Origin of the sequence: Marivirga lumbricoides (genome assembly GCF_014636295.1) — a bacterium.
Classification (GTDB): domain Bacteria; phylum Bacteroidota; class Bacteroidia; order Cytophagales; family Cyclobacteriaceae; genus Marivirga; species Marivirga lumbricoides.
Map to the genome: position 1 here is coordinate 257,586 of NZ_BMEC01000007.1, position 23,509 is coordinate 281,094.

Here is a 23,509-nt window from a genome sequence, read left to right on the forward strand (position 1 = left end):
GAGTAACGGTTCTTGACAAAAGTCAGGTATTATGTTGATTTTCAGCAGGTAATTAGTAATACAGGCAGAGCCTGTGTTAATACCCTGGCTCAGGTTTGCAATTTCTCAGGAAAGAGATTTCAACATGAATCATCATCGTATGAGATAACATAAACCACATCCTTTTAGTATAAACAAGAGATCAAATAAAGGTTTATTAATGCTTTCACATCTTTACCTGACTCATAACTGCTTTATCAAATAATCTGTCTCCAAAATATTTTCTGATAAACATAAGGGGTTTAGCCATTTTACCTTTAACATACCTCGTTTTAGGACTTTTAGAAGAAATTATCCGGGAAACCACTTGGCTAATAACAGAAGAGGGAGAAGCCGCTCCTTGTTTTTCGTAAGCCTCTTTCGTAGAGGAGGCAACAGACTTAGCTAAATTTTTGTAAGGTCCACTGCCGGAGTTTTTTAGCATAGGCTGATATAATACATCTGCAAATTCAGTTGCAATTATACCGGGTTCCAAAATAACAACATCTATGTTAAATTGCTTCAACTCCAGTCTTAGGCAGTCAGACCATCCCTCTAAGGCGTGTTTAGTAGCGTGATACCATGCTCCAAGTGGCGTGTACATTTTTCCTCCCATAGATGAAGTGTTAATGATGGTGCCGGACTTTTGCGCCCTCATATACGGTAGAACTTCTTGCGTTACTCTTGCAAGGCCAAATAGATTTACTTCAAATTGCCTGCGGGCATCCTCAATAGCTATGTCTTCCACTGCACCATACAATCCATAGCCTGCATTGTTCCATAGAACATCTATTTTTTCCTGTTCAAAAATAATTTGTTTTACCCCGTCAACAATTTGTTTTTCATTGGTTACATCCAACTCTAATACATGTCCTCCTGCTTTAACCAACTCCTGCATCTGATCTACTCTTCTGGCAGCACCGTACACTGTGTGTCCTTCTTTAATAAGCTTTAGGGCAGTTTCTTTTCCCATACCCGAAGAGGCTCCTGTAATTAAAATAACTTTTTTCATTTTTTTTGATTTAATGAATACAAATTTCAGTTTTTTGCCAGCTTAACAAGCACACGAATTACTGGAAAGAAAACACTTTTTACGGGTAAAGCTTAAAACTTATAAGGTGGGTTTTGAAAAGGTCGATTAGTTTAACTCTCTGTATTCTTGAGGAGTAAGTCCCGTTTTAGTTTTAAATAAACGGCTAAAGTAGTGGGGGTAATTAAAGCCTAGTGTGTAGGCAACTTCACTAACTGAATTATTGGTGGAAAGCAATATACTTTTCGCTTTGTTCACAAGGAAATCATTTACATGATCTTTAGCACTTCTTCCTGTTTCTTTTCTCAGTAAGTCACTCAGGTAATTAGGAGAAAGATTTACCTGATCTGCAATGTATTTAATTGATGGACTGCCGAACTCAGCCAATTGCCCTTTTTCATAATAGGTGTTTAGGAAATTTTCTATTTTAGTAACTATATCCTTATTTTGTATAGCCCTTGTGTTAAACTGCCTCTCATAAAATCTGGAGCAGTAGTTTAATAATAACTCCAGACTTGAAACAATCACCTTCTGACTGTGATTGTCAATTCTCTCATTGTATTCATTTTTGATGTTATCAATGCAGTTGTTTAGGGTGTTTTTTTCCTGATCTGAAAGGTGAAGTGCTTCATGCGATTCATAATCAAAAAAATGAAAATTGCTGATGTTTTCATCTAAAGAAGATCCTTTGATGATATCAGGATGAAAGAAAAGCATCCAGCCGGCTTCTGATTCATCCTCAATTTCTGTGGTAGCAGCAACCACCTGATGAGGCGCGGTAAAAACAAGTACACCTTCTTCAAAATCATAATAGTTTCTACCATACTGGATTCCGCAGTGGGAGCCCTTCATAGAAATTAGATATAAATTGGCCGACATTCGCATGTTCAGCAGTTCTTTAGGAATTTGCATCTTAGACACTTCAATTACACTTATCAGAGGGTGCTTTGGCTTCTCATAACCTAATACCTCATGCAATTGGGTCAGCGATTTTATTTTAAAAATTTCCTCAGGCATTATCTACTTTGATTTATTTTTTTGGTAAAGGTCAGCGGATCAGAAATAAATCAATAGCACAAATTACTGGATTCAAAACATATTTCACAGAATTTCAACTGTTATTACTTCTATGTTTATGCTACAATTTGGCCCAAATTAATTTTTAATGCTCTTTCCGGTTGTATGAAATAACTTAAGGAATCAATCACACCTAAAATTAGCTGTGCAGGCATGAAAAACTAAAGCTACAATTAGTTTACTTTCAACAATCCCACTAATTTTGACCAAACATTGCAATTACCATGTCCGATAGATATAACCAGCGAGGGGTTTCTGCCTCTAAAGAAGATGTACATAATGCTATTAAAAACCTTGACAAAGGGCTTTTTCCTCAGGCATTTTGCAAAATTGTACCTGATCATTTAGTGGGAGATGAAGACTATTGTACCATTATGCATGCGGATGGTGCAGGAACAAAATCTTCTTTAGCCTATATGTACTGGAAAGAAACCGGTGATATTTCTGTTTGGAAGGGTATAGCACAAGATGCTATTATCATGAATATTGACGATTTGCTTTGTGTAGGTTGCACGGATAAAATATTGCTTTCTTCCACCATCGGCAGAAATAAAAACCTTATTCCGGGTGAGGTAATCTCTGCAATTATCAATGGTACTGAGGAAGTGCTTGAAATGTTGAGAAATCATGGAGTGAATATCATTAGCACAGGTGGTGAAACGGCCGATGTGGGTGATCTTGTACGCACAATCATAGTAGATAGCACTGTTACTGCCAGAATGAAAAGATCTGATGTTATTTCAAATGGTGGTATAAAGGCTGGCCAAGTGGTTGTAGGTTTAGCATCTTATGGCCAGGCATCTTATGAGTCAGAATATAATGGAGGCATGGGAAGTAATGGATTAACCTCCGCACGACATGATGTTTTTAATAATGAACTTGTAAGTAAGTATCCTGAAAGTTTTGATAATGGAATCCCTGCTGAATTAGCCTATATGGGCTCTAAAAAGCTAACTGATAAAGTGGAAGGTGTTACTGTTGATGCCGGAAAACTGGTTTTATCTCCCACCAGAACCTATGCCCCTGTTATTAAGAAAGTATTATCAGAATTACCGGGAAAAGTAGCAGGTATGGTGCATTGCAGTGGGGGAGCGCAAACTAAGGTGCTTCATTTTGTAGAAGGCTTACATATAATTAAAGATAACCTTTTCCCTACACCTCCTTTATTCAAAATGATTCAAGAGGAATCAGGCACCGATTGGAAAGAGATGTATAAAGTTTTCAATATGGGCCACAGGATGGAGCTTTATGTGGAGGAAAAGGATGCACAGGCTATTATTGATATCTCAAAATCATTCAATATTGATGCACAAATTATTGGTAGGGTAGAAGCTGCTGAAAAGAAGCAGGTAACTGTTAAAGGGGAGAATGGGGAGTTTATTTATTAACAAGGAGGAAGCCAAAATCTTTAATCTAGTGCGTCATTCTCAGCCAAAGGCTGACCAGGCAAAAAATTTCATGAGGAACGAGAGAAATAATTGGAATCCCATGTTTTGAGCGCTATGACAGCACTATAAAGCTTTTAAATTGAAAGGTTTACTGATTTTAATAGCCTCAATTAAGCTTTCTGCGTGAGCCAGGGGATCCCTGATAAATAATAATCCTACGGCTTATTGATTTTCAGGGATGACGGTTCCATTGCTGTTGGCAGCAGTAGATAAAGGTTCTGAATGAGACAAAAAACTATGCCCACATGCAAACCACAATCTTCAATTCAGTACGTCATTCCAAAATTTCGCGAGGAACGAGAGAAATATTTGGAATCTCCTAGAATTATGCAGAAAGTTAGATCCCTCCCGCTAGTCCTCGTTTGCAACGAGGATCCTACAAACATCAAGTTTTTAACTCGAATTGAATGTATACTAAGAGATCATTGCATCCGTACTACAATGCTTGAATGAATTCATCCTCCTACCAGAGGAGGATGAATTGTAATATATTAAAGGTTCTCCGAAAGAAACAAACATTAATTTCCATCACATCCTGGCTTAGCATCATCATCAGATGCTAAGCGAATGTTACTCAATCCAATATCAACACCTTCTCCGGCTGTAATCGTGAAAGCTGAGCTTATAGTAGTCATATCGACACCGAGATTATCAAAGCAGCTTAAGCTTATTCGATACTCTTTCCAGTCTCCGGCAGCAATGCTGATATCCAGTGTTTCATTACAAGAGGCGTCTGAATCGCACATACCGATTTGTACAACTGCCTGACCTTCTGTAAATGATTTTGCTGAGAAAGCAATTTCCATAGCACCATTTGCCTGTCGCGACATGTCGCTTGGTGAAGCAGCACTTATTCGCATTTGGTCTCGATCCGATTGAGTCCATTTGATTCTCAAGGCATCTTCTTGCGCCTCATGGTCTGTTTTACTAATGATCAAGCCTCCCACAGAAGTAGGGAAACTAGCAATTTGTTTAAGCAAATCGCCCGATCTCAACCATAATCCCCAAGGTGCCACAGCAAGGCCTTTATTGAAAAACTCACCAGTGGAGCTAACTTCACTATTTTCTAAACCGGAGTTTTCCGAAAGTTGATCAAGCGCTTCAGTATCATCGTAACTAAGGCCGTAGCCTAATTTAAATAAGGGTTCAGCATCTTCTGATACCACGGCACTTGCAGGCCAGGCGAAAGACAGACGTCCGGTAAAATCAAAGGAAGGATCTCTTTGAAATAACAGATCGGAAATACCACCTCCTTCACTTCCAGGCAACCATGCCGCAATAAAGGCATCTGATTGGTTTATTTCAGGATTGACCCACAGTGGGCGACCCGATAGAAAAACAGATACAACAGGAATGTCTTTGTTTTTAAACTCAGCCAATTTGTTTACGTCAAAACCATTTGGAGCAAAGTCAAGGTTTTCTCTATCGCCCTGAAACTCTGCGTATGGATCTTCTCCATATATGGCGATTACAAGATCAGCAGTCTCGTTTGTATCTCCATCAGCTGAAAAAATTACCTTACCTCCGGCTGAACTAACCGCTTCTTTAATGCCATCTAATATAGATTCACCATTAGGGAACTCATCATTGGTATGACCTGTGCCTTGCCACGATAAGGTCCACCCGCCTGCTGCCTTGGAAATGCTTGCTGCGCCATCACCGATTACCAAAATAGTTTTTGTAGGATCAATAGGTAAAACGTTATCGTTATTTTTAAGTAAAACCATTGACTCCCTCACTGCCTGGCGTGCAATAGCTCTGTTTTCTGGAAGGCCTAGCAGACTTTCATCTCCTGCGTTTTTGCGTGTGCTGGGTGCGCCCTTGGTAAATATACCTGAGGCAATTTTCACTCTCAAAATCCTGCGGACTGCATCATCTAAGCGAGACATAGGAATTGTTCCTTCCTGAACATGCTTTAACGTACTTTCATACAGCCCTTTCCAACTATCTGGAGCCATATACATGTCCAGGCCTGCATTCAGAGCCGGTGCGCAATCTGTATTCGTACAACCGGGCACTTGACCATGACCATTCCAGTCGCCCACTACGAAACCATTAAAGCCCAATTGGCCCTTTAACACATCCGTTAACAATTCTTTGTCGCCATGGAGTTTTCTGCCCTGCCAGCTTGAGAAAGAAGCCATAACCGTTTGCACGCCTGCAGGTATTGCGCTATAATAACCAGCAGCATGCACATTAATTAATTCCTTTTCACTGATTTGGGCATCACCCTGATCAACACCATTTTTGGTGGCACCGTCAGCTAAAAAATGTTTAGCACTGGATATAACACGGCCTGGGCCCATAAAATCATCTGTACCTACATGTCCTTGCAATCCATACACAATCCGATCTGCATAGGACTTCACAATTTCAGGGTCTTCAGAGAATCCTTCATAACTTCTCCCCCAGCGCAGATCCTGAGGAACCGCTAAAGTGGGAGCAAAGGTCCAATCATGGCCGGATACTGTAAGCTCATGAGCGGTTACTGCTGCAATTTTTTCAATTAAATCGGGATTATTCATAGCGCCAAGCCCTACATTGTGAGGAAAGACTATAGCCCCACTAAGGTTAGCATGACCATGTACCGCATCTATTCCCCATATATAAGGTATGGCAATTTCAACACCTTCCGTATCAATAGAGGCATAATAGTATTCATCAGCCAGTTCTAACCACTTTTTTGTATCTGCATACGGTAAGGGACCCGGTGCCGAATTCCCACCGCTTAACACGGAACCCAAACGGTATTTCTTCACCTCCTCAGGGGTGACAGATCCATTATCGGCCTGAATTACCTGACCTACTTTTTGTTCCAGAGTCAGTTTGGGTAGTATTGAATCTATTTGTGCTTCTATTGCAGGATCTAAAGGTATTGGCTTAATACTGGGCCAATCTTTAGGGTTCACAGTATTTTCAGATTGAGCCTCCACGGTACTGCTCTGCTGTTGAGAGCAGCTTGAAATGATAAGGGAGAAAAGAGGAAATAAGAGTACAGATAAAAATAATGATCTGATCGCAAAAATTTTATTAGCCATTTTAAATACGGTTTATTAGGAATTAGGCATTCTTTCGGATTGTAAATTTAGCGGAAAGTTAAGTTATTTTTTACTGTTTCAATAACGTTTCCTTTTGTAATATTGGTCTGCTTGCACCATTATCCTATGCCTAAGGGATAAATTTTAAATGCATTGCTTAAGTATCTTATTATCCTTAGCTTCGTATTGAATTTTACATGGGGTGCCTACTGAACGGCTGAGATTATACCCAAATAACCTGATCTAGGTAATGCTAGCGTAGGAATTGTGAACACCATTCGAACTTCATCTTCCCCTGCATACATAGATCTTAAATTCTTAGATCGATGACACAAATTTCAAAAAAGGAAAAATTCGATGTCGCCACTGGTGAATTGCGCAATTGGCAAGGAAGACAGGAGTGGTTTTTTAACAGGGACGATACAGACCACTACGAGGCGTATTACGAAGGACCCTATAAGCGCCAGGAAGTTTGGCAAAAAAAGACGCTGGAAGGACTTATCAAGAAAGATAGCCGCGTTGAAAGCTTACTGGAATTTGGCTGTGGCACTACGCGCTTCACCCGATGGTGGCATGAAATAGGAATTCAGGCTACAGGTGGAGATATTTCTCCTTTTATGCTGGCTCAGGGTGTTCACCTCTTCGATGGGGATTTGGTTTTGGCTGATTCTCACCACATGCCATTCAAAGATCATACTTTTGATGCGCTGGCCTTCATCACCACTTTTGAATATTACAAAAGACCGATAGAGGTAATCCGTGAAGCGGCAAGAGTAGGTAAATACGGAATCATTTTTGGGATGATGAATCGCAATACGCCCAAATTGGTGCGAAGAAGAGTACAGCAGTTGTTTGGACGGAACAATTATTACGTAACGGCTAATTTTTATACGCCTGCTTCCTTAAAAGAACTCATCGCTGAGGCACTCCCCGACCGGGACTATACCATTGAGTGGAATGCGACTGGCTTACCCAAGTGGTTTCCACGGCAGCAGTGGAAGTTGCCTTATGGCGATTTCTTCGGCTTATATGTACAATTTAATGATGTATAATGGCGGCATTCGATGAACAATTTGGAAAAGTAGATGCCCAGGTGTTTAAAGAGGATTTACTGAATAAATGCGGGGCAAAACGAGAAGAAGTGATTTGTGGGCCTAGATTTGGCGTTGATACCGCCATTGTTGATCTGGGTAATGGAAAAGCGCTGGCCACTTCCAGCGATCCGCTTTCCCTGATTCCGTCCCTGGGCATGGAAATTTCGGCCCACTTATCCGTGCACTTATTGGCCAATGATATGTCAACTACAGGCTTTGCTCCTCAGTATGCTCAGTTTGTGCTTAATCTGCCGGTCAGCTTGTCGCGGGAAGATTTTAACTTGTATTGGGGTCACATTGATGCACTATGCAAAAAATTGGACATAAGTATTACGGGTGGCCATACAGGTCAGATTCCGGGACAGGAATCAACCATTTCCGGAGGAGGCACTATGTTTTTGCAGGCTCCCAGGGACAAAATATTGAGCAGTAATAATGCGGAGATCGGGGACAGCATCATCATGACAAAACATGCGGCATTATCATCTTCCTCCCTTTTGGCCAATGCTTTCCCTAAAACGGTTAGTGAAAAGTGCGGTGAAGAAACCCAGAAAATAGCCGCCCACAACTTTTGGGATCTTTCTGTACTGAAAGAAGCATTAGCGGCCTCCAGCATCCTGGAGCCGAACAGTGAATTGCATGCCATGCATGATGTAACAGAAGGAGGAATTTTAGGCGCATTGGCCGAAATGGCGGATGCTTCTGGTTGCGGTTTCACAGTGGAATTAGATAAAATTAAGATTAATGAGGAGGTGAAGCAGATTACAGCGCTGTTTGAAATTGATCCCTTTATCTCCATCGGTGCCGGCTCTATGCTGATGGCAGTAAAGCCGGGAAATGAAGACCGCTTGATCCAGGGCCTTTCCAAAGAAGGAGTGGAAGCTTGTAAAATTGGCGTTTTCACGGAAGGTTTTGCTAAGCAGCTTGTGGAAAAGAATGGTGAACAGAGGTCTTTTGTTTTTGATGGAGTAGATCCTTATTGGGCCGCATTTTTTAAAGCATTTCAAGCAGGGTGGAAATGAAGAAACTAGCAGGACTCTATTTGGTCATTGACCCTAGTCAAGCGCACGAAAGCTTGTTGAAGAAACTGCATTCGGCTTTGAAAGGGGGCGTAGACATTGTACAAATTTGGGACCATTGGCCAAATGATCAGCCCAGGGGAGCAAAATTGGAATTTATTCAACGGGCAAAAGAATTGACAAAGGATTTTCAGGTGCCACTGCTCATGAATCAGGATTGGAGCCTGGCACTGGAAACAGGATTAGACGGAGTGCATTTTGACCAGCTGCCGGCCGATTTTCAAACTATTCAGCCTAGGTTGAAAGACCAATATATTGGCCTTACCGTCACCAATAATATGGAGGTAGTGCAACTGGCAGAGCAAAATAGCTTGTCTTACATTAGTTTTTGCTCGGTATTTCCATCTCCTTCCGTGCAAAGCTGTGATATTGTGCAGCCCGATAGCATCAAGAACGCAAAGGAAATTAGCAATATGCCCATTTTTCTTTCCGGAGGAATTAATCAGGAAAATTTTGGGCAATTGAAGGAGCTACCTTTCAATGGCATTGCGGTTATTTCAGGGATCTTAAATGAGGCCGACCCGGAAGCGGCTGCCAAAAAATATAAAGCAAAACTACAGGATTTAGATTATAGCGATTAGATATAGAAAATTATGCAAAGTAGACTATTAAAGAAAATGTGCTGCCCTTTTGATAAGGGTGATTTAAATGTCAATATTTTCAAACAGGAGGAGAACGAAATTATTGAAGGACTTTTGACTTGCTCAGATTGTCAGCGTTATTTCCCTATTATTTACGGTATTCCGATTATGACCCCTGATGAATACAGGCAAAAAGCGTTGGAGGCCCCGGTAATGAAAAAGTGGGGATTGGAATTGCCTGCAGGGGACCAAAGCTTTCGCTTAGATGGGCCTACCCATGCAAGAGCATTGGAGATGGGTGATAATGGATGAAAAGTGGGGTGGTTAAATGAACTGTTTTGGTGAGAGATATTGGCAAAGACACACGCGGTGCGCGTACTCCAAAGTGGGAGAGCCTCACTGTGAGTTTATGGCTTAAGACTTACTACTTGATTGGCAAGCCAAGCGTTAATATTTTTTCTGTCTAATCGTGTTGGAGTCAATGACAGTCAAATTGCGCTGAAATGAAATAATTCTATTAGTAAGGAGCTCTTCTAAAATCTTTGCTGTTTCTAATGGTTCAGTTGGCTGAGTCCTGATGAAAATGACACCTGCTTGCGGTTTGTATCCATGTTTGAATATTAATTCACCATAATCGCTGTCATAAGTGATAATAGTCCTGTTTTCATCAATAGCAATCTGCATAACCTCTTCGTCCGTAATACTAGGGTCGTCAACTCCAATTGCTTTAATGTCGTAACCTTTTGATTTGAGATAAGTGACGCTGGAGAATGGTACATTCTCATTAGCTAGATACTTCAAGTTGGGTGAATTTAAGAATTAATGTATAAAAGGCCGTCCTTTAAGCATTCCTGGATGTAAGAGAAAACAGCTTGTAGTGATTCCTGATTCATTCGAGGATAATTTTCAAGAATTTGTTGTTCTGTCCATCCTTGCGCAAGGAGTCCAATGATATGTTCAACAGATACACGAGTTCCTTTTACTGTAGGCTTTCCAAGTAGTACAGTTTCATCCGATGTTATGTGTTTTCTCCATTCCATATTCAAAGGTACGAAATTTCTTATTTCTTCGTTCGGCCATTCTTACCCATGCGAGTGAGTAAATTCGTAGCTGATTAAAAATATAAAAAATTCAGTTAATTACCACGGCAATCCGCACGGTGGGCTTATTAATTTGATTTTCACCAATAATTCAATTCTACGGACTTTCGGAGGCCCGGTTATGAACAAGTGGGGATTGGAATTGCCTGCAGGAGATCAAAGCTTTCGCTTGGATGGACTTACTTATGCAAGAGCTTTGGAGATGGGTGATAATGGATAAAAAGGGGGGTGGGTTAAATGAACTGATTTACTTAGAGATAGCAGCAAAGACACCTGGCAAGAGTGCCGTCAGAGGGTAGACAGGCTATATTAGTTCGTGCCGACCATACAAATGCTTAATTGTTGGCACTTATATTTTTTTTATCTCTTAGAAATGTGAAGCGTTTTAACATATGTAAATAATGTTGAGTTACTTTATTTCGAGGTTCTGTCTTTATTTTTTGTTCTAAAAACTCAGTAATTTCATTTAATATGGATTTAGGAAGATCCAGTCGACTGCTCATTAGACTTGTATCCATGCTTCTTGTAGCACCGTTAATATAGATGTCAATGTATTTACTTCCGCCTCTTAAAAGCAGCTCATTTGCGAATAAATGAAACTTATTATAAACTCCGAATGTCTGTTCTGCTGATTTGGCAAGTTCAGTGTATAAATCGACTATAAGTTGGTCTGGAGCCAACCTTAAGTCTTTGACAAGATACTCACAAACATCCATTCTTAAGTCATAGTTTAGGTCTTCAAAATCCTCTCCATGTCTTCCATTCCAATAGAAGCTTATATCTTCAAAGTCTTTCTTTGAGTAGTGTAATATAAAATCTTTTAAACTTTCTTCCGTCATACTGTGAATTCTAACGATTGGCTAAGAGACGTAGAGGGCTATGAACACTACCCTTTCGGTTTGCCACTTAGACAAGCCCAATACTTTTATCAAATGCTTACGTTCTTTTAATTTAATATTGTCTCATAAATGTCATTAAAACCATGTCTGTCCAGGTTTTTATTTGAAAAATCAATTTTATTTATCTCGTTAATTACTTGACAGAACAATGTTCCCTTTTTCATGTAATTGTATGTGTCATTAAAAACTGATTTCACAATTACTGATTGATCTGTATCGTTTGGTTCAATAGTTTTTAATACAGGGAATAATTTGTCATTTATAAATGTTATCAATTCTTCTCCTGTCAGACCATCTTAGTCTGCTGCTCAATTTTGCCATTTTAGCTTCTCAGGGATTGGACTCTTATATGTTTTTCTTGATATTTTCCATTCTTCTTCTTTATCAGCGAATATCTTCATAAAAAGCATCCACACCATCTGAGAAATCCGTTGGGTATCACCCTCAAGCCCTTCATCTTTCCTCATGATGTTTCTAATTAATTTTATGATAGATGTTATATTGCTCATTTATATCCTTTCAATTAATTCTGTTTTCAGCCATTCAAAGGCTTCTTGTTGATTGTATTCTATTTCCGGCCGTAATAGGGCTTCCATATCTCCTACAAAGTCCGGGTCATTTTCTTTCGCTTCAATGTTTTGCAAAAACTCCTTTTGACTTGGAGGTTTTTTATCAGTAGGAAACTCAATGTACGCTCGAAAACACTCAAGGATTTCATCAATATTGATGTCCATATTACGTCTGGCATAATCCAGATCAAATAAGTCGCGCCCTTTGCTTCTTTGATATAGTGCTCTGAGTTTGGTACCTAGCAACTCATTGATACTGTACGTACGTATTTTACAATTGCCTTCAAACCATTCGCTTTGCACGGTATAAGGGAAGTCTACCCAATCCAATACATTGAAATGCTCCCGACAGTTGATTTCAAGTTTCAATCGCATCCGAATTTCTTCATACTCAGATGTGAATCGGTATAGTGCTTTGATTCCATGCCCTCTGTTTTGCGTTTTTCTACCTTCCTTAAAGAAGGTAATCACTTCGCCAATCCGCTCCATGATTGGTTTGATGGGGCCTTGCTTAATCTGAACCAAGTCAATATCTTCAGAATATCTTGAAGCGGGGTTTAAGTAGAGTTTATGTAATGCGGTCCCACCTCTAAAAGCTAAATGTTCCCTTAGATAGTCATCAGAGAAAATTTCCACCAATGCCCTACTGATAATTAGATCTTGTTCTACCTGAGAAAAGTCTTTCCATGGAGCATGTTCTTGCCATTGTGCTATGTCAGGTTTAGGTATCATAAGTCACTATCCAATTTACTATTTACATCTACCTTCCATTGGTTGTTAACAGCTCCAGCTTTTTGATTCGTTTTTGGAGAGAGCAATACTGGGAAATATTTATTTGTTATTAGATGTTCCAAAATAGGCTGAGTCAATGTCTCGTCTACTTGCATTTCTTCTAGTATGAAACCAAGTCTTTGTAATGTACTTTTATGTGGGTACCATGTTAAGAGATTTTGTATATCATCTTGATTTATCTCTTCTGAGAGTTCTTCAAAAACAGCTAACATCCTATTGATTCCTCCCAATTTGGATTGATGATGAATTAAGTCAACAGCTGTTAGGGCAGGGCTGGAGATTTTGAAAATCCCTGCATCCGATTTTCTTTCTTGAATATTTTTGTTTGACCATTTAGAAGCCGTGAAAAACCGAATTTTCAATTCTTTTTTTTGGATGTCACCCATTTTGGGTTTTTCTGTCATCACATATTCTTGTTGGGATTGTTGATGACTAGCTCCATGAAATTTTGCTGCAGTATAAAATCCCAAATAGTAATTGCGATTCAAGCTTTTGAAAAGCTTTTCAGCGTATAATTGAATTGGGATTTTTCCTTGTTTTGAGTATCTAGGTGGTATAATTAAATAAAACCCCTTTCTAAAGTTTACTATTTCTTGTTTTTCTATTAATCTGGCAAGCTGAAATTTTAGTGAAGTTCCTTCTCCGTCAGTATTTTTTGCTATTTCTTCAAGAGAAAAGGAATAACTCTCAATTGACAAAAGATGCTTGATAAATGCTTTAGCGTTCACTTTAGTATAATTTTTACAAAAGTAGTAAAAAATGCTACTTATAGAGAATAATAACTAAGATTTATTAGAGGGATGTAAAATTTTAGCTCTTTTGGTTTTTTAGAGTTGGCTTTGTGTGGTGGCAAAAACCAAATGTACTTAAATGTACGATTGGTTTTATATTAGTAATAGCCCTAATAATAAGAGTTATATCAGCAATAATTATATCCTCACCTCCCAGAAAGCTTTATGAATTGATTGGGTATAAAGGTTTCGGCAATTGATTAGTTGTAAATATAGGATAATAGTTGTCATATTCATTATTAAAATAGTATTTTTCACTGAAAAAATGCGATTGATCCTTAGGTTATTAGATAAACTGACCGGGTTAATGTGTGGGAATTTTGAAGAATATTCAAAAGCACAAGTGGCCGCTTGCGATATTTAAAGTGCATTTGTTAACAACTATACATTTTCAAAGAACTTTACAGCATAGCCGCAATACTCTTTGATTTTCTCTTTATCAGTATCAAATTCTTTTCTATTACCTAAATAATTACGACAAGTTGGAGTGATTTCTTTTCCTTCCATCAGTTCTTGAAAAGAAATACACTTAATATGTCTTTTAGTGACAAGCACAATTAAAGCATTTTCAAAAGGATAATCACCGTACTTTGAGATATCTTTTAATTTAAACTCTCCACTTGCTCTATACTTTACTTCTATAAAGTGGGCTTGTTTGTCTTTAAAAATCACAAAATCAGGCATTTGCCTGATGTTTTTAGACACCTCACCCTTAACACCTTTCAATAAATCCTTAATACCTGGAATGGAATTTTCCATTCCATAGCTAAACACTTGAAACCCTAATGATCGAAATAACTCCTCCACTATTGTTTCTGCTATTCTACCTTTAATCACTCCAGAAACCCAAGGGTTATCTTTCTTTTTATCATCCACCTTCATAACATTGAGGGGCAATTGCTCAACTTCCACTGTAGCTTTCTTCGGCTCTCCATTCTCTTTATAACATGAGTAACAAAGCCCACCATCAAATTTTGTGAATCCTCCACAAATTGTACATTCTGCCATAACTTTATTTGAAAAAATCAATACTTAATCAACTCCTGGAAAGCTTTTATGAAGGGATTATCTTAAAAGGTTTTGGGATTTGATTTGGAACAAATATAGTTCACCCGTTGATAAACTCGAAGTGCAAAATTTGCTGTTGATCGAAAAGAGCATTTACTAATTGATTAGGGGTGAGGAATTGCTTTCTTTTTTATTAAAGCTTCCACTGCTACTTTAATTGAGAATACCTAAAAAATATAATTTACCACCAATGCTATTTCCACTTCTCTAACTGAAACTTATCGATAAGTCGGTACAGGCTTTAAAACTCTTTCTTTTCTTTTTCTACTATATAACAAGATATAATTTTCTTAACTGGCGTAACTATTCTATCTCAAAAAACACCCCTATAATCCCCTTAAGGGGATAGCCGCACAGATCAAAATCAGCAGAAAACCAACAGCTTTATCTCTATTTTCTGCTGCATCAAAAGACTAGTTATCTCCTTTGAGGTTCAGTTGTCAGTTTAAATAACGTTAGACGGATTGGCCTTATTCATTTTAGGGATTTTGTATTTCTAATTGGATAAGAAACAAAATGTTTGATCCGCTGGCTAGTGGAGAGTTTTTTTGTTTCCCAGTTAGAACTACAAAATGTCGTTAAAAAATGTCGTTAAGAAATCGAGCCTTTTGTATTTATATCTTTTTAAGATATCATTTTCCCGAGATTCCATCTGACTAAAAATATTATTGACATCAGATGAAATGAATACAGCCTTGAATTTTTGTTTCTTTTTGTTCAAGCAAAAAGAAAGGAAAGATAAAATTGAAGTAGAACCATTGAAAAAAGGAATGGCTGAAAAGTGTCATTCTCATCAGCCACTCCATTTATTTAGAAAATACAGTTCTGCAGACTGCTTTGCTTTATACTTACTCTACAATCACCTTTCTGGTCAGAACTTTATCATTACTGGTCATAATAACAAGGTATAAACCGCTTCTCAACTGATCTATCTTCACGTCTTTTTCCACCCGGGCATTAAATACAATTTTGCCGTTTATATTCGCAATTTTCACCACTGATGGATCAGAAACACTTACTGTAAAGCCGGATGTTGCCGGGTTAGGATAAACGCTTCCTACAAAAAAGCCATCCTTTTTCATTTCCAGTGCAGCATTTTGATTGGAATTAGCTTGTGTATTGCTTCCCACTATTCCGTACGTAAAATTCTCCCATCCATCTATGGAGCTTCTATTACACATCATGGGAGAAACGCCATCTTCGGAAGACACATACTGACCATTGGTTCCTCTAAGCGCAATATTTCCATTTCCGGTATCTACCCAATCGAAAGCTTCCCATCCTCCAATTGAACCTCTGTTACACATCATCGCTGAAGCACCATTTTCAGAGGAAACATACAATCCATTGGTACCTCTCAGGCCAATTTTTCCTCCTCCGGCATCAACAACCGTGAATTGTTCCCAACCACCTACTGAGTTTCTGTTGCACATCATGCCTGTGCCACCGTTTTCTGAAGATACAAACTTACCATTGGTTCCCCGTAGCCAAATAGTCTGGCCTATGGGAACACCTGAGCCGGAAGATGCATTAGGATTCGTATTACTATTTCCGGTGTATTTTATGGCATCATAAAAACCCGAATGATAGGTAATGAGCGGACTTCCGTTGCCAATGCTATATTGAGCAAAGCCAATCATATCATTATAGGCATTTGCCGGTGGTGCCCCTCCATCCCTAATATAATCTCTCACCCTGTTATATCCTGCATCGGGATTAATGGTCCACAAGGTCCTGTCATGGTACATTTTCTTGAATGACCATGGAAAGTAAGCTACATTATTATTGGTACACCAGTCGGTAAGCTGGCGAATGATAGGATTAGTATCCTCACCGTATTCTCCCAACATAAGGGGAACATTTAATTTATCGGTAAGCGCTTTTCTGCCGTTCATATCGTTGATGCTGGCAGCATTTCCGAAGGTATAATGGTGGGTCTGGTAAACCAGGTTATTGTCCCAACGGTAATTTACGCCCGAATTTGACTGTACCTGAGGGTCAGTCCAATCCAGCTTTTGCATATCCGATCCCCACCAGCTGCCTTCGGCTACAATAATATGATTATTATCTACTTCCCGGATGGCATTTCTCATAGCAATCATGGACGGTAATAGCTCATATTCTCTGCCATCCTGCGGAACAGGCTCATTTATCAGGTCGTAACCCCAAACAACCGGCTCATTTTTATAGCGGTTGGCAATGTGGCGCCATACCTGGGCTGCAATATTTACATTATTACCATCCCAAAAAGTCACACTCCCTCTTGGCTGACCTGAATTTGAATTTACGTTATCACTATGGTCACCGGGATTCTGGTAACCAGGGGCAGCGTGCATATCCAATAATACATACATACCATTATCACGGCAGTAATTAATTACTCTGTCAAAGTACTGGAAACCTCTATCCGTTAATCCGGAACCATTCCAAAAAAGATTATAATGAAAAGGTACTCTTACAGAATTGAAGCCCATATTACCAAGTTCGGTAATCGATTGCAGGTTAACGTAATTTAAACGCCATTGGTGCTCGAATTCCATAGCCTGCTGCAAATTACCTCCAAAAGCATCTTTTACGCTATTAAAGAATTGGGTGTGCGTGCGGTATTGGAAATCACCCATCATCAGGTAACCCTCCCAAACCAGCCAGTTGCCAAGGTTGATACCTACCATCTGGAAAGGCTGCCCATTTGGTCCTACAATTTGGGTTCCCTGAGTTTTAATATACTGACCCTGAGCCGGTACTTGAATAAAAAAAGCAGAAAATAACAGCATCATTACAAATAAAGATGTGTTTTTCTTAATCGTTCTATTAAAATGTTCCATATACGTTTTAATTAATTGGTTAAAAATTATTTTTGCTCTCAACTAATTTTTAGAGCTTAGTACTGATTAGATTTGGGTTAACTTTAATAATTAAAAACTGCCTCCTTTCCGTTTTAGATAATTTTCTATTCTCAACCCTTAGCTTTTAACCCAACAGCTTCAGGCTTGACAATCGATTATTTGGGCATTATAATTATGTTTATTAATGAAACATATTTTTTAGGTACACTTTGAGTACTTCTTAATATAATCCAATACACTTTTACTACACCTTGATAATTAAATATCTGAATGTCAGTAATTTGAATTTTATGAATTCCAATGCAATCGTTTGTAATTATGAGCTAAAATTCAAAACTTGTGTTTTGGCAACCACATTTTTGTCAGAGAAAACTGGTATAGTCTGATCAAATAACCGAAAGCATCATTTCAGCGTGAGATGGGAATTTTGAATGGGTACTAAATGGTGGTTGTGCTTTTAAAAGCAGTAGAAATGGCTCAAATAATACAAAATCCGAGAAGTCTAAGAAGTAGAAGGTGCACAATTAAGAATTAACCAAAATTAGTGCAAATCGCAGTAAAGAGAAATTTCATTGAGCATTGAGGTTTTAACTAAAGCTCTGAATTATTAACCCAAATTTTATTCTTAATCTTTTGCATACTATATATCTAGCTCTGATGGCTGGTTGGTATGCTGACTTTTAGAACTCACCCCTGATTTGTCTTCGACAAATCTGTCCCCTCTCTTCCGAGAATAGAGGGGAGAAATCTCGTAAGAATCAATATTATTAATTAAATTTACTATTGTTCCGTAACAATGACTGCTGCAAATATTCCCTTCTCTTCATAAAAGAGAAGGGTGGTTCGCCAGTTGGCGGATCGGGATGAGTTCAAAAATCTGAAGTCGACAATCGCTGAGTAGCTTCAAGTTATCTACCTTGAAGTTCAGTTGCCAGCCAAATGCTGACCAGCCTTTGGCTGACTCCCTTGCTGCAATTCCACGCGTTCACCGCCTTTTTGTCCTTCCGCCCGCTTTATAGAGCAAAGTTCATTTGGTTTTCTAACATTGGAATATTTATCAAGAGTGCCCTAATCAAAATCAACAAAAAAGGCTATTGAAATTTCTCTCAATAGCCTTTTTATTTAATTAAATTTAACTAATTAACCATTCGGATTAAGAATCTGATCAATTCTGCTCACTAAATCCTGTAAATGATATCGTGACATTTGATCCGATTGTCTTGCGATTCCTCTGTTAATTTCTGCTCTCAAAGCCACTAAGTTACCCCTGGATAAAGAAGGAATATCAGTAGTTCTGATGTCTTTATCTTCTGAATTCACAAGTCCTCCTAAGTGTTCTACAAAAGTTTTTTGTACATTTCTTCTATAGGTATCAATTTTAGCGCCTGATCTCAACTCTGAGAAAATACCGGTTCTCAGGTCGTCCATCATAGTAGTGGCGGAATAAGCGTCTTTTCCGTTCAAAGCCTCATTTTCAAGAATTCTTTTTACTCTGTCCTTGGAAATTAGATTGCTTAAAGTGCGGGTTTGCAAAGCTTTAATTCTATCCACAATACCTTCTTCTTCAATTCTGGTAAGAATAGCAGGTTGAATAATCCATTCCGGAGTAGCAAACAACTGCTCATTCAGGAATTTAATGGCTCTTTTTTGTTTGTCAAGTTCAGTATGAATATATACAGCGCCTTCCTGATCTGAAGTTTTATAGAACTCATAAATACCGCCCACATTAGCAGTAACATGGCCCATATAACGGTTAAACTGACCCACTACATTATTATAAAGCTCTTGTAGTTCATCGTAGTTCTTGCCTTCCTCTACTCCCCAAACCAATAATTTGTCAGTAATTCGTTTCAGGTTGGCGATTCCTAATTCTGATGCCAGCATAGAGTCATCTCCTATGTCTTCTGTTTGAGCTGAAGGATCAGTTGGATTTCCTCTTTGTCTACCATATCGGTACAATGGATTCCCTGCTTTCTCAAGAATCCACTCATTCAGAGTGTCTTCTTCATCAGATGGCTTGCTTACATTTGCTATTGGCTTGTAACCATATTTTATAGCCCAGTCATCATATTCACCTACTTTAGGGAAGAAGTTGGTCACCCCATCGCCTGGTTGTGCCACATAGTTAAACCTGGCATAATCCATGATAGAAGGAGCTACTCCGTGAGTTTTCATGAATTCAGCATTTCTTAAGGAATCTATAGGATATGCTACACTTGAACCCATGTTATGTGGTAACCCTAAAGTATGACCTACTTCATGAGCAGCCACAAAACGAATCAATTCACCCATTAACTCATCTTCAAATTTAATTTTCTGAGCTTCCGGGTTAATTGCAGCGGTTTGAATGAAATACCAGTTTCTTAATAAATTCATCACATTGTGGTACCATAAAATATCGCTTTCAAGAATTTCTCCTGTGCGAGGATCATGTACATGTGGTCCTTGCGCATTTTGGATATCTGTGGCAATGTATCTGATTACAGAATAGCGCACATCTTCAGGGCTCCAATCCGGATCTTCCTCTGCTGTAGGAGCATCTTTTGCTATAATAGCATTTTTCAACCCTGCTTTTTCAAAAGCCGACTGCCAGTCTTCTACTCCTTGCTTAATGGATTTTCTCCATTTTACAGGTGTAGCAGGATCGATATAATAAACAATTGGCTTTACAGGTTCAACTGCTTCACCTCTGTTATATGCATCCCAATCAGATGGTTCTAACCTCCATTTTGTAATAAACCTGTTGCGAGCAGCTTTTTGCTCATCTTTTGAATAGTCAATTTGTTGAATGGAAAAATAGCCCACCCTATCATCATGATTTCTTGGCACCATCGGATCCTCCGGTAACAAGATCATTGATTGATTCAGTTCAATTGAGAGCGCACCTGTTAACTGGTTATCAGGAATTTCTGAACCTTTGTAGGTAAGAATATGTCTTATTTCCACATTTTCAGGGAAGGCTTTTCCCCACATAATCATGGAGCGGCTTTTATCTACTGAAGAGATTTTGAAATTTTTTCTCTGATAGTCATACAAACCACCAATCATAGGAATATCAGTAGTGAAGAAATCTTCTATATTAATAACATAAGTAGAAGAGTCTTTTCCTAATGCTTCAATTTTGAAGGAATGAATAACGGGTTCAAAGTTGTTGTTTTTTACTGATTTGTAGATAGGGTCTTCCTCATTGGCCACCGAGTTGTACGAAACAGATCTAATCAGTAGCTGATTGTCTTTTTTCTGGAAACGAATTACCTGCTGAGGTCTGGATTTCATACCTGCGCCACCAAAATTCAGGCCTTTTACGTGCCCTGAAATTCTTGAAACAATTAATATTTCCTTTTCAAGCAGGTCTTGCGGAATTTCAAAATAATATTTGTCGTCCACTTTGTGAAAAGTGAATAGTCCCTCATCACTAACTGCCTCTTTTGTAATTACCTCGGAGTACTTTTTATAAGGGGATTTACTCTTCGAAGGTTGTTCTTTCTTTTCCTCTTCTTTTTTGTTTTTTCCAAACAATTGTGCAGATGTCTCCTGGGAATAAAGCGCTATAAGCCCCAAAAGCATCATGTTAATTATTATTTTTCTCATATGTGTACTTACATTTATTTTTGTGTTCTAAATTAACAAACAAATAAATTTTTAGTCTCATTTTAGGGGTTGAATTACACGAGCGGAATATTCATTATTTTGAGACTGGTAGCATTTCATGTTTAAAGTAGAATAAAATTAGGATTTAATTTAAAAAACAGATTGAATGCTGATCAGGAAAGCTTTGTTATAAACGATTTTAGCCTTAGATTTGCACCCTGAAAGAGAACATAGCACTCATTATTATCATAAATAAATAAATATGGCGAATATTGGTAAAATTACCCAAGTAATTGGTCCGGTAGTAGATGTGAGTTTTGAAGCTGAAGGCTCCAAACTTCCTGACATTTTAGATGCATTTAAAGTAACAAAAGGTGACGGAACAGTTATCGTTTTGGAATGTCAGCAGCATCTTGGAGAAAATAGAGTACGAACCGTTGCGATGGATGGTACAGAAGGTTTAACAAGAGGCATGGAAGTAGTTGATACCGGAGCGCCTATATCAATGCCAACTGGAGAGGATATAAAAGGAAGACTTTTTAACGTAATTGGTGATGCCATAGATGGAATCAGTCAGCCGGAAGGTAAAACAAGGTTACCTATCCACAGACAAGCGCCTAAATTTGAAGACCTTACTACTTCATCAGAAGTGCTATACACTGGTATTAAAGTTATTGATCTAATCGAGCCTTATTCAAAAGGTGGTAAAATTGGATTGTTCGGTGGTGCTGGTGTGGGTAAAACAGTATTGATCCAGGAGTTGATCAACAATATTGCTAAAGGACATGGTGGTCTTTCAGTATTTGCCGGTGTGGGTGAGAGAACGCGTGAAGGAAATGACTTGCTTCGTGAAATGTTGGAATCAGGTATCGTAAGATACGGTGAAGAGTTCATGAAATCAATGGAAGAAGGTACCTGGGATTTATCAAAAGTAGACAAAGAAGCTTTGAAAGAGTCTAAAGCTACTTTCGTTTTTGGTCAAATGAATGAGCCTCCGGGTGCTCGTGCAAGAGTTGCTCTTTCAGGATTAACATTGGCTGAATACTACAGAGACGGTGATAAAGATAGCAACGAACAAGGAAAAGATATTCTATTCTTTATTGATAATATATTTAGATTTACTCAGGCAGGTTCTGAAGTTTCTGCCCTTTTAGGTCGTATGCCTTCAGCAGTAGGTTACCAACCAACTTTGGCTACCGAAATGGGACAAATGCAGGAGCGTATTACTTCTACTAAAAATGGATCCATTACTTCAGTACAGGCGGTTTACGTGCCAGCGGATGATTTAACTGACCCTGCTCCGGCTACAACCTTTGCTCACCTGGATGCTACAACCGTATTATCTCGTAAAATTGCTGAGTTAGGTATTTACCCAGCTGTAGATCCATTGGATTCAACTTCAAGAATCCTGGAAAGAAGTATTGTTGGTGATGAGCATTATGATTGTGCCCAAAGAGTAAAAGAAATTTTACAACGATACAAAGAACTGCAAGATATCATTGCTATCTTAGGTATGGACGAACTTTCAGAAGAAGACAGACAAACTGTTTACCGGGCAAGAAGAGTGCAAAGATTCTTATCTCAACCATTCCATGTGGCAGAGCAGTTTACAGGATTGAAAGGTGTTTTAGTGGATATTAAAGACACAATCAAAGGCTTTAACATGATTATGGATGGAGAATTAGATCATCTTCCTGAAGCAGCATTCAACCTGAAAGGAACAATTGAAGAAGCAATTGAAGCAGGTGAGAAAATGTTAGCGGAAGCTTAATTCACTTTTAAAAAAAGGACTAACATGTATTTAGAAATAATTACTCCGGAAAGAAAAGTTTTTAACGGAAATGTAGATTCAGCTACTTTCCCGGGAAGCGATGGTTCTTTCCAGGTTTTAAATAATCACGCACCTATGATCAGCTCATTGGCAAAAGGTAATTTATCTTATGCTACTGGTAAAGATGTAACTACTATGGTAGTAGAGGGTGGTGTTGTGGAAGTGCTAAATAACAGCATTACTGTGTTAGCTGAAAAGGTGATTGAAGAATAGCTAAAGCTAAAATATTATTAAGAGAGAGCCGATTCATGAAAGTGAGTCGGCTTTTTTATTATCGTTTTCCGCTTTAAAAGCCTCAGTAGGTTCTTTCTTTTAATGAGAAAGATTTTACTTTTTCTTCTTTTTAAACCTGCTAAATGTCTTCTTCACAAATCCGGTGAAGAATTTTGACTGCCCAAATACCCATCCATAAAAGAGAAGAATGAGGAAGTAGACAGGTAGAATAAGGATGTAGTAGATAGTAGTGAAAATCCAATTACGTTCTTCTTTTGCTGCAAAGAGTGATAATACAGGTTCTTTTAAAAACATTACAGTAAAACCTGTACTGGCAAATACCAGAAGCACTATTGCTACCTGCCAACCTGATTTTAGATTCCATCTGTTCTTTAATTTTTCAAACATCTTTATTCTGTTAATAAAAAAAGAGACTGCCTCTAT

21 protein-coding genes and 1 riboswitch are annotated in these 23,509 nt (G+C 38.5%); of the genes, 8 read left to right on the top strand and 13 right to left on the bottom strand.

Features of this window, described 5'->3' with window-relative positions:
• Nucleotides 1-205: 205 nt before the first annotated feature.
• On the bottom strand, nucleotides 206-1,030 hold the full coding sequence (locus IEV85_RS12465) for an oxidoreductase (protein ID WP_188463790.1): 825 nt from the start codon (nucleotides 1,028-1,030) through the stop codon (nucleotides 206-208).
• A 126-nt stretch (nucleotides 1,031-1,156) separates the two neighbouring features.
• Entirely contained in the window at nucleotides 1,157-2,065 is a 909-nt protein-coding gene (locus tag IEV85_RS12470; RefSeq protein WP_188463792.1) for a helix-turn-helix domain-containing protein, read from the bottom strand.
• Between the two features lie 284 nt (nucleotides 2,066-2,349).
• Between IEV85_RS12470 and IEV85_RS12475 the strand changes: the two genes are divergently transcribed.
• Complete coding sequence (locus IEV85_RS12475) at nucleotides 2,350-3,513, top strand: AIR synthase related protein (protein ID WP_188463794.1); 1,164 nt, start codon at nucleotides 2,350-2,352, stop codon at nucleotides 3,511-3,513.
• 578 nt (nucleotides 3,514-4,091) lie between these two features.
• On the opposite strand, the gene IEV85_RS12480 is transcribed toward IEV85_RS12475, so the two are convergent.
• Entirely contained in the window at nucleotides 4,092-6,611 is a 2,520-nt protein-coding gene (locus IEV85_RS12480; protein ID WP_188463796.1) for a glycoside hydrolase family 3 N-terminal domain-containing protein, read from the bottom strand.
• Nucleotides 6,612-6,799: 188 nt separating this feature from the next.
• Nucleotides 6,800-6,894: riboswitch (TPP riboswitch) on the top strand.
• 43 nt (nucleotides 6,895-6,937) lie between these two features.
• Between IEV85_RS12480 and IEV85_RS12485 the strand changes: the two genes are divergently transcribed.
• From IEV85_RS12485 to IEV85_RS12500, 4 genes are read left to right on the top strand one after another with little or no spacing between them, the layout of a single operon-like run.
• On the top strand, nucleotides 6,938-7,663 hold the full coding sequence (locus tag IEV85_RS12485; RefSeq protein WP_188463798.1) for a class I SAM-dependent methyltransferase: 726 nt from the start codon (nucleotides 6,938-6,940) through the stop codon (nucleotides 7,661-7,663).
• Entirely contained in the window at nucleotides 7,663-8,727 is a 1,065-nt protein-coding gene (locus IEV85_RS12490; protein ID WP_188463800.1) for an AIR synthase-related protein, read from the top strand. The genes IEV85_RS12485 and IEV85_RS12490 overlap by 1 nt, the downstream gene beginning before the upstream one ends.
• On the top strand, nucleotides 8,724-9,365 hold the full coding sequence (locus IEV85_RS12495) for a thiamine phosphate synthase (protein WP_229712582.1): 642 nt from the start codon (nucleotides 8,724-8,726) through the stop codon (nucleotides 9,363-9,365). Before IEV85_RS12490 ends, IEV85_RS12495 begins: the two co-directional genes overlap by 4 nt.
• Nucleotides 9,366-9,377: 12 nt before the next feature.
• Nucleotides 9,378-9,677, top strand: coding sequence for a Trm112 family protein (locus tag IEV85_RS12500; RefSeq protein ID WP_188463803.1), 300 nt, complete (start codon nucleotides 9,378-9,380; stop codon nucleotides 9,675-9,677).
• Nucleotides 9,678-9,812: 135 nt separating this feature from the next.
• Here the strand turns inward: IEV85_RS12500 and IEV85_RS12505 are convergent, their stop codons facing one another.
• The gene (locus tag IEV85_RS12505; protein ID WP_188463805.1) at nucleotides 9,813-10,166 is read right to left on the bottom strand and encodes a DUF5615 family PIN-like protein; all 354 of its coding nucleotides are present in this window, start codon (nucleotides 10,164-10,166) and stop codon (nucleotides 9,813-9,815) included.
• Between the two features lie 11 nt (nucleotides 10,167-10,177).
• The gene (locus tag IEV85_RS12510; protein ID WP_188463808.1) at nucleotides 10,178-10,405 is read right to left on the bottom strand and encodes a DUF433 domain-containing protein; all 228 of its coding nucleotides are present in this window, start codon (nucleotides 10,403-10,405) and stop codon (nucleotides 10,178-10,180) included.
• Nucleotides 10,406-10,538: 133 nt separating this feature from the next.
• On the opposite strand from IEV85_RS12510, the gene IEV85_RS12515 reads away from it, so the two are divergent.
• Entirely contained in the window at nucleotides 10,539-10,685 is a 147-nt protein-coding gene (locus IEV85_RS12515; protein WP_188463810.1) for a hypothetical protein, read from the top strand.
• Nucleotides 10,686-10,800: 115 nt separating this feature from the next.
• Here IEV85_RS12515 and IEV85_RS12520 read toward each other — a convergent pair whose 3' ends face one another.
• The 7 genes from IEV85_RS12520 to IEV85_RS12550 form a co-directional block, all read right to left on the bottom strand.
• Nucleotides 10,801-11,304, bottom strand: coding sequence for a hypothetical protein (locus IEV85_RS12520; RefSeq protein ID WP_188463812.1), 504 nt, complete (start codon nucleotides 11,302-11,304; stop codon nucleotides 10,801-10,803).
• A gap of 368 nt (nucleotides 11,305-11,672) precedes the next feature.
• Nucleotides 11,673-11,873 carry a hypothetical protein gene (locus IEV85_RS12525; RefSeq protein ID WP_188463814.1) on the bottom strand — a complete coding sequence of 67 codons (201 nt, stop codon included), beginning with the start codon at nucleotides 11,871-11,873 and terminating at the stop codon, nucleotides 11,673-11,675.
• Nucleotides 11,874-12,665 carry a nucleotidyl transferase AbiEii/AbiGii toxin family protein gene (locus IEV85_RS12530; RefSeq protein WP_188463817.1) on the bottom strand — a complete coding sequence of 264 codons (792 nt, stop codon included), beginning with the start codon at nucleotides 12,663-12,665 and terminating at the stop codon, nucleotides 11,874-11,876. It lies immediately after the preceding gene.
• The gene (locus IEV85_RS12535) at nucleotides 12,662-13,453 is read right to left on the bottom strand and encodes a type IV toxin-antitoxin system AbiEi family antitoxin domain-containing protein (RefSeq protein ID WP_188463819.1); all 792 of its coding nucleotides are present in this window, start codon (nucleotides 13,451-13,453) and stop codon (nucleotides 12,662-12,664) included. Before IEV85_RS12535 ends, IEV85_RS12530 begins: the two co-directional genes overlap by 4 nt.
• 444 nt (nucleotides 13,454-13,897) lie before the next feature.
• A complete protein-coding gene (locus tag IEV85_RS12540) occupies nucleotides 13,898-14,524 on the bottom strand; it encodes a hypothetical protein (RefSeq protein WP_188463821.1) in 627 nt (208 codons plus the stop codon).
• Between the two features lie 908 nt (nucleotides 14,525-15,432).
• A complete protein-coding gene (locus IEV85_RS12545) occupies nucleotides 15,433-17,409 on the bottom strand; it encodes a cellulase family glycosylhydrolase (protein WP_188463823.1) in 1,977 nt (658 codons plus the stop codon).
• Between the two features lie 1,161 nt (nucleotides 17,410-18,570).
• The gene (locus IEV85_RS12550) at nucleotides 18,571-21,021 is read right to left on the bottom strand and encodes a zinc-dependent metalloprotease (protein ID WP_188463825.1); all 2,451 of its coding nucleotides are present in this window, start codon (nucleotides 21,019-21,021) and stop codon (nucleotides 18,571-18,573) included.
• A 262-nt stretch (nucleotides 21,022-21,283) separates the two neighbouring features.
• Here IEV85_RS12550 and atpD point away from each other — a divergent pair, with 262 nt between their 5' ends.
• Both atpD and atpC read left to right on the top strand, forming a co-directional pair.
• The gene (gene atpD / locus IEV85_RS12555; protein ID WP_188463827.1) at nucleotides 21,284-22,792 is read left to right on the top strand and encodes a F0F1 ATP synthase subunit beta; all 1,509 of its coding nucleotides are present in this window, start codon (nucleotides 21,284-21,286) and stop codon (nucleotides 22,790-22,792) included.
• Nucleotides 22,793-22,816: 24 nt separating this feature from the next.
• Nucleotides 22,817-23,065, top strand: coding sequence for an ATP synthase F1 subunit epsilon (gene atpC, locus IEV85_RS12560; protein WP_188463829.1), 249 nt, complete (start codon nucleotides 22,817-22,819; stop codon nucleotides 23,063-23,065).
• A gap of 114 nt (nucleotides 23,066-23,179) precedes the next feature.
• Here atpC and IEV85_RS12565 read toward each other — a convergent pair whose 3' ends face one another.
• Complete coding sequence (locus tag IEV85_RS12565) at nucleotides 23,180-23,473, bottom strand: DUF6787 family protein (protein ID WP_188463831.1); 294 nt, start codon at nucleotides 23,471-23,473, stop codon at nucleotides 23,180-23,182.
• Nucleotides 23,474-23,509 lie beyond the last annotated feature (36 nt).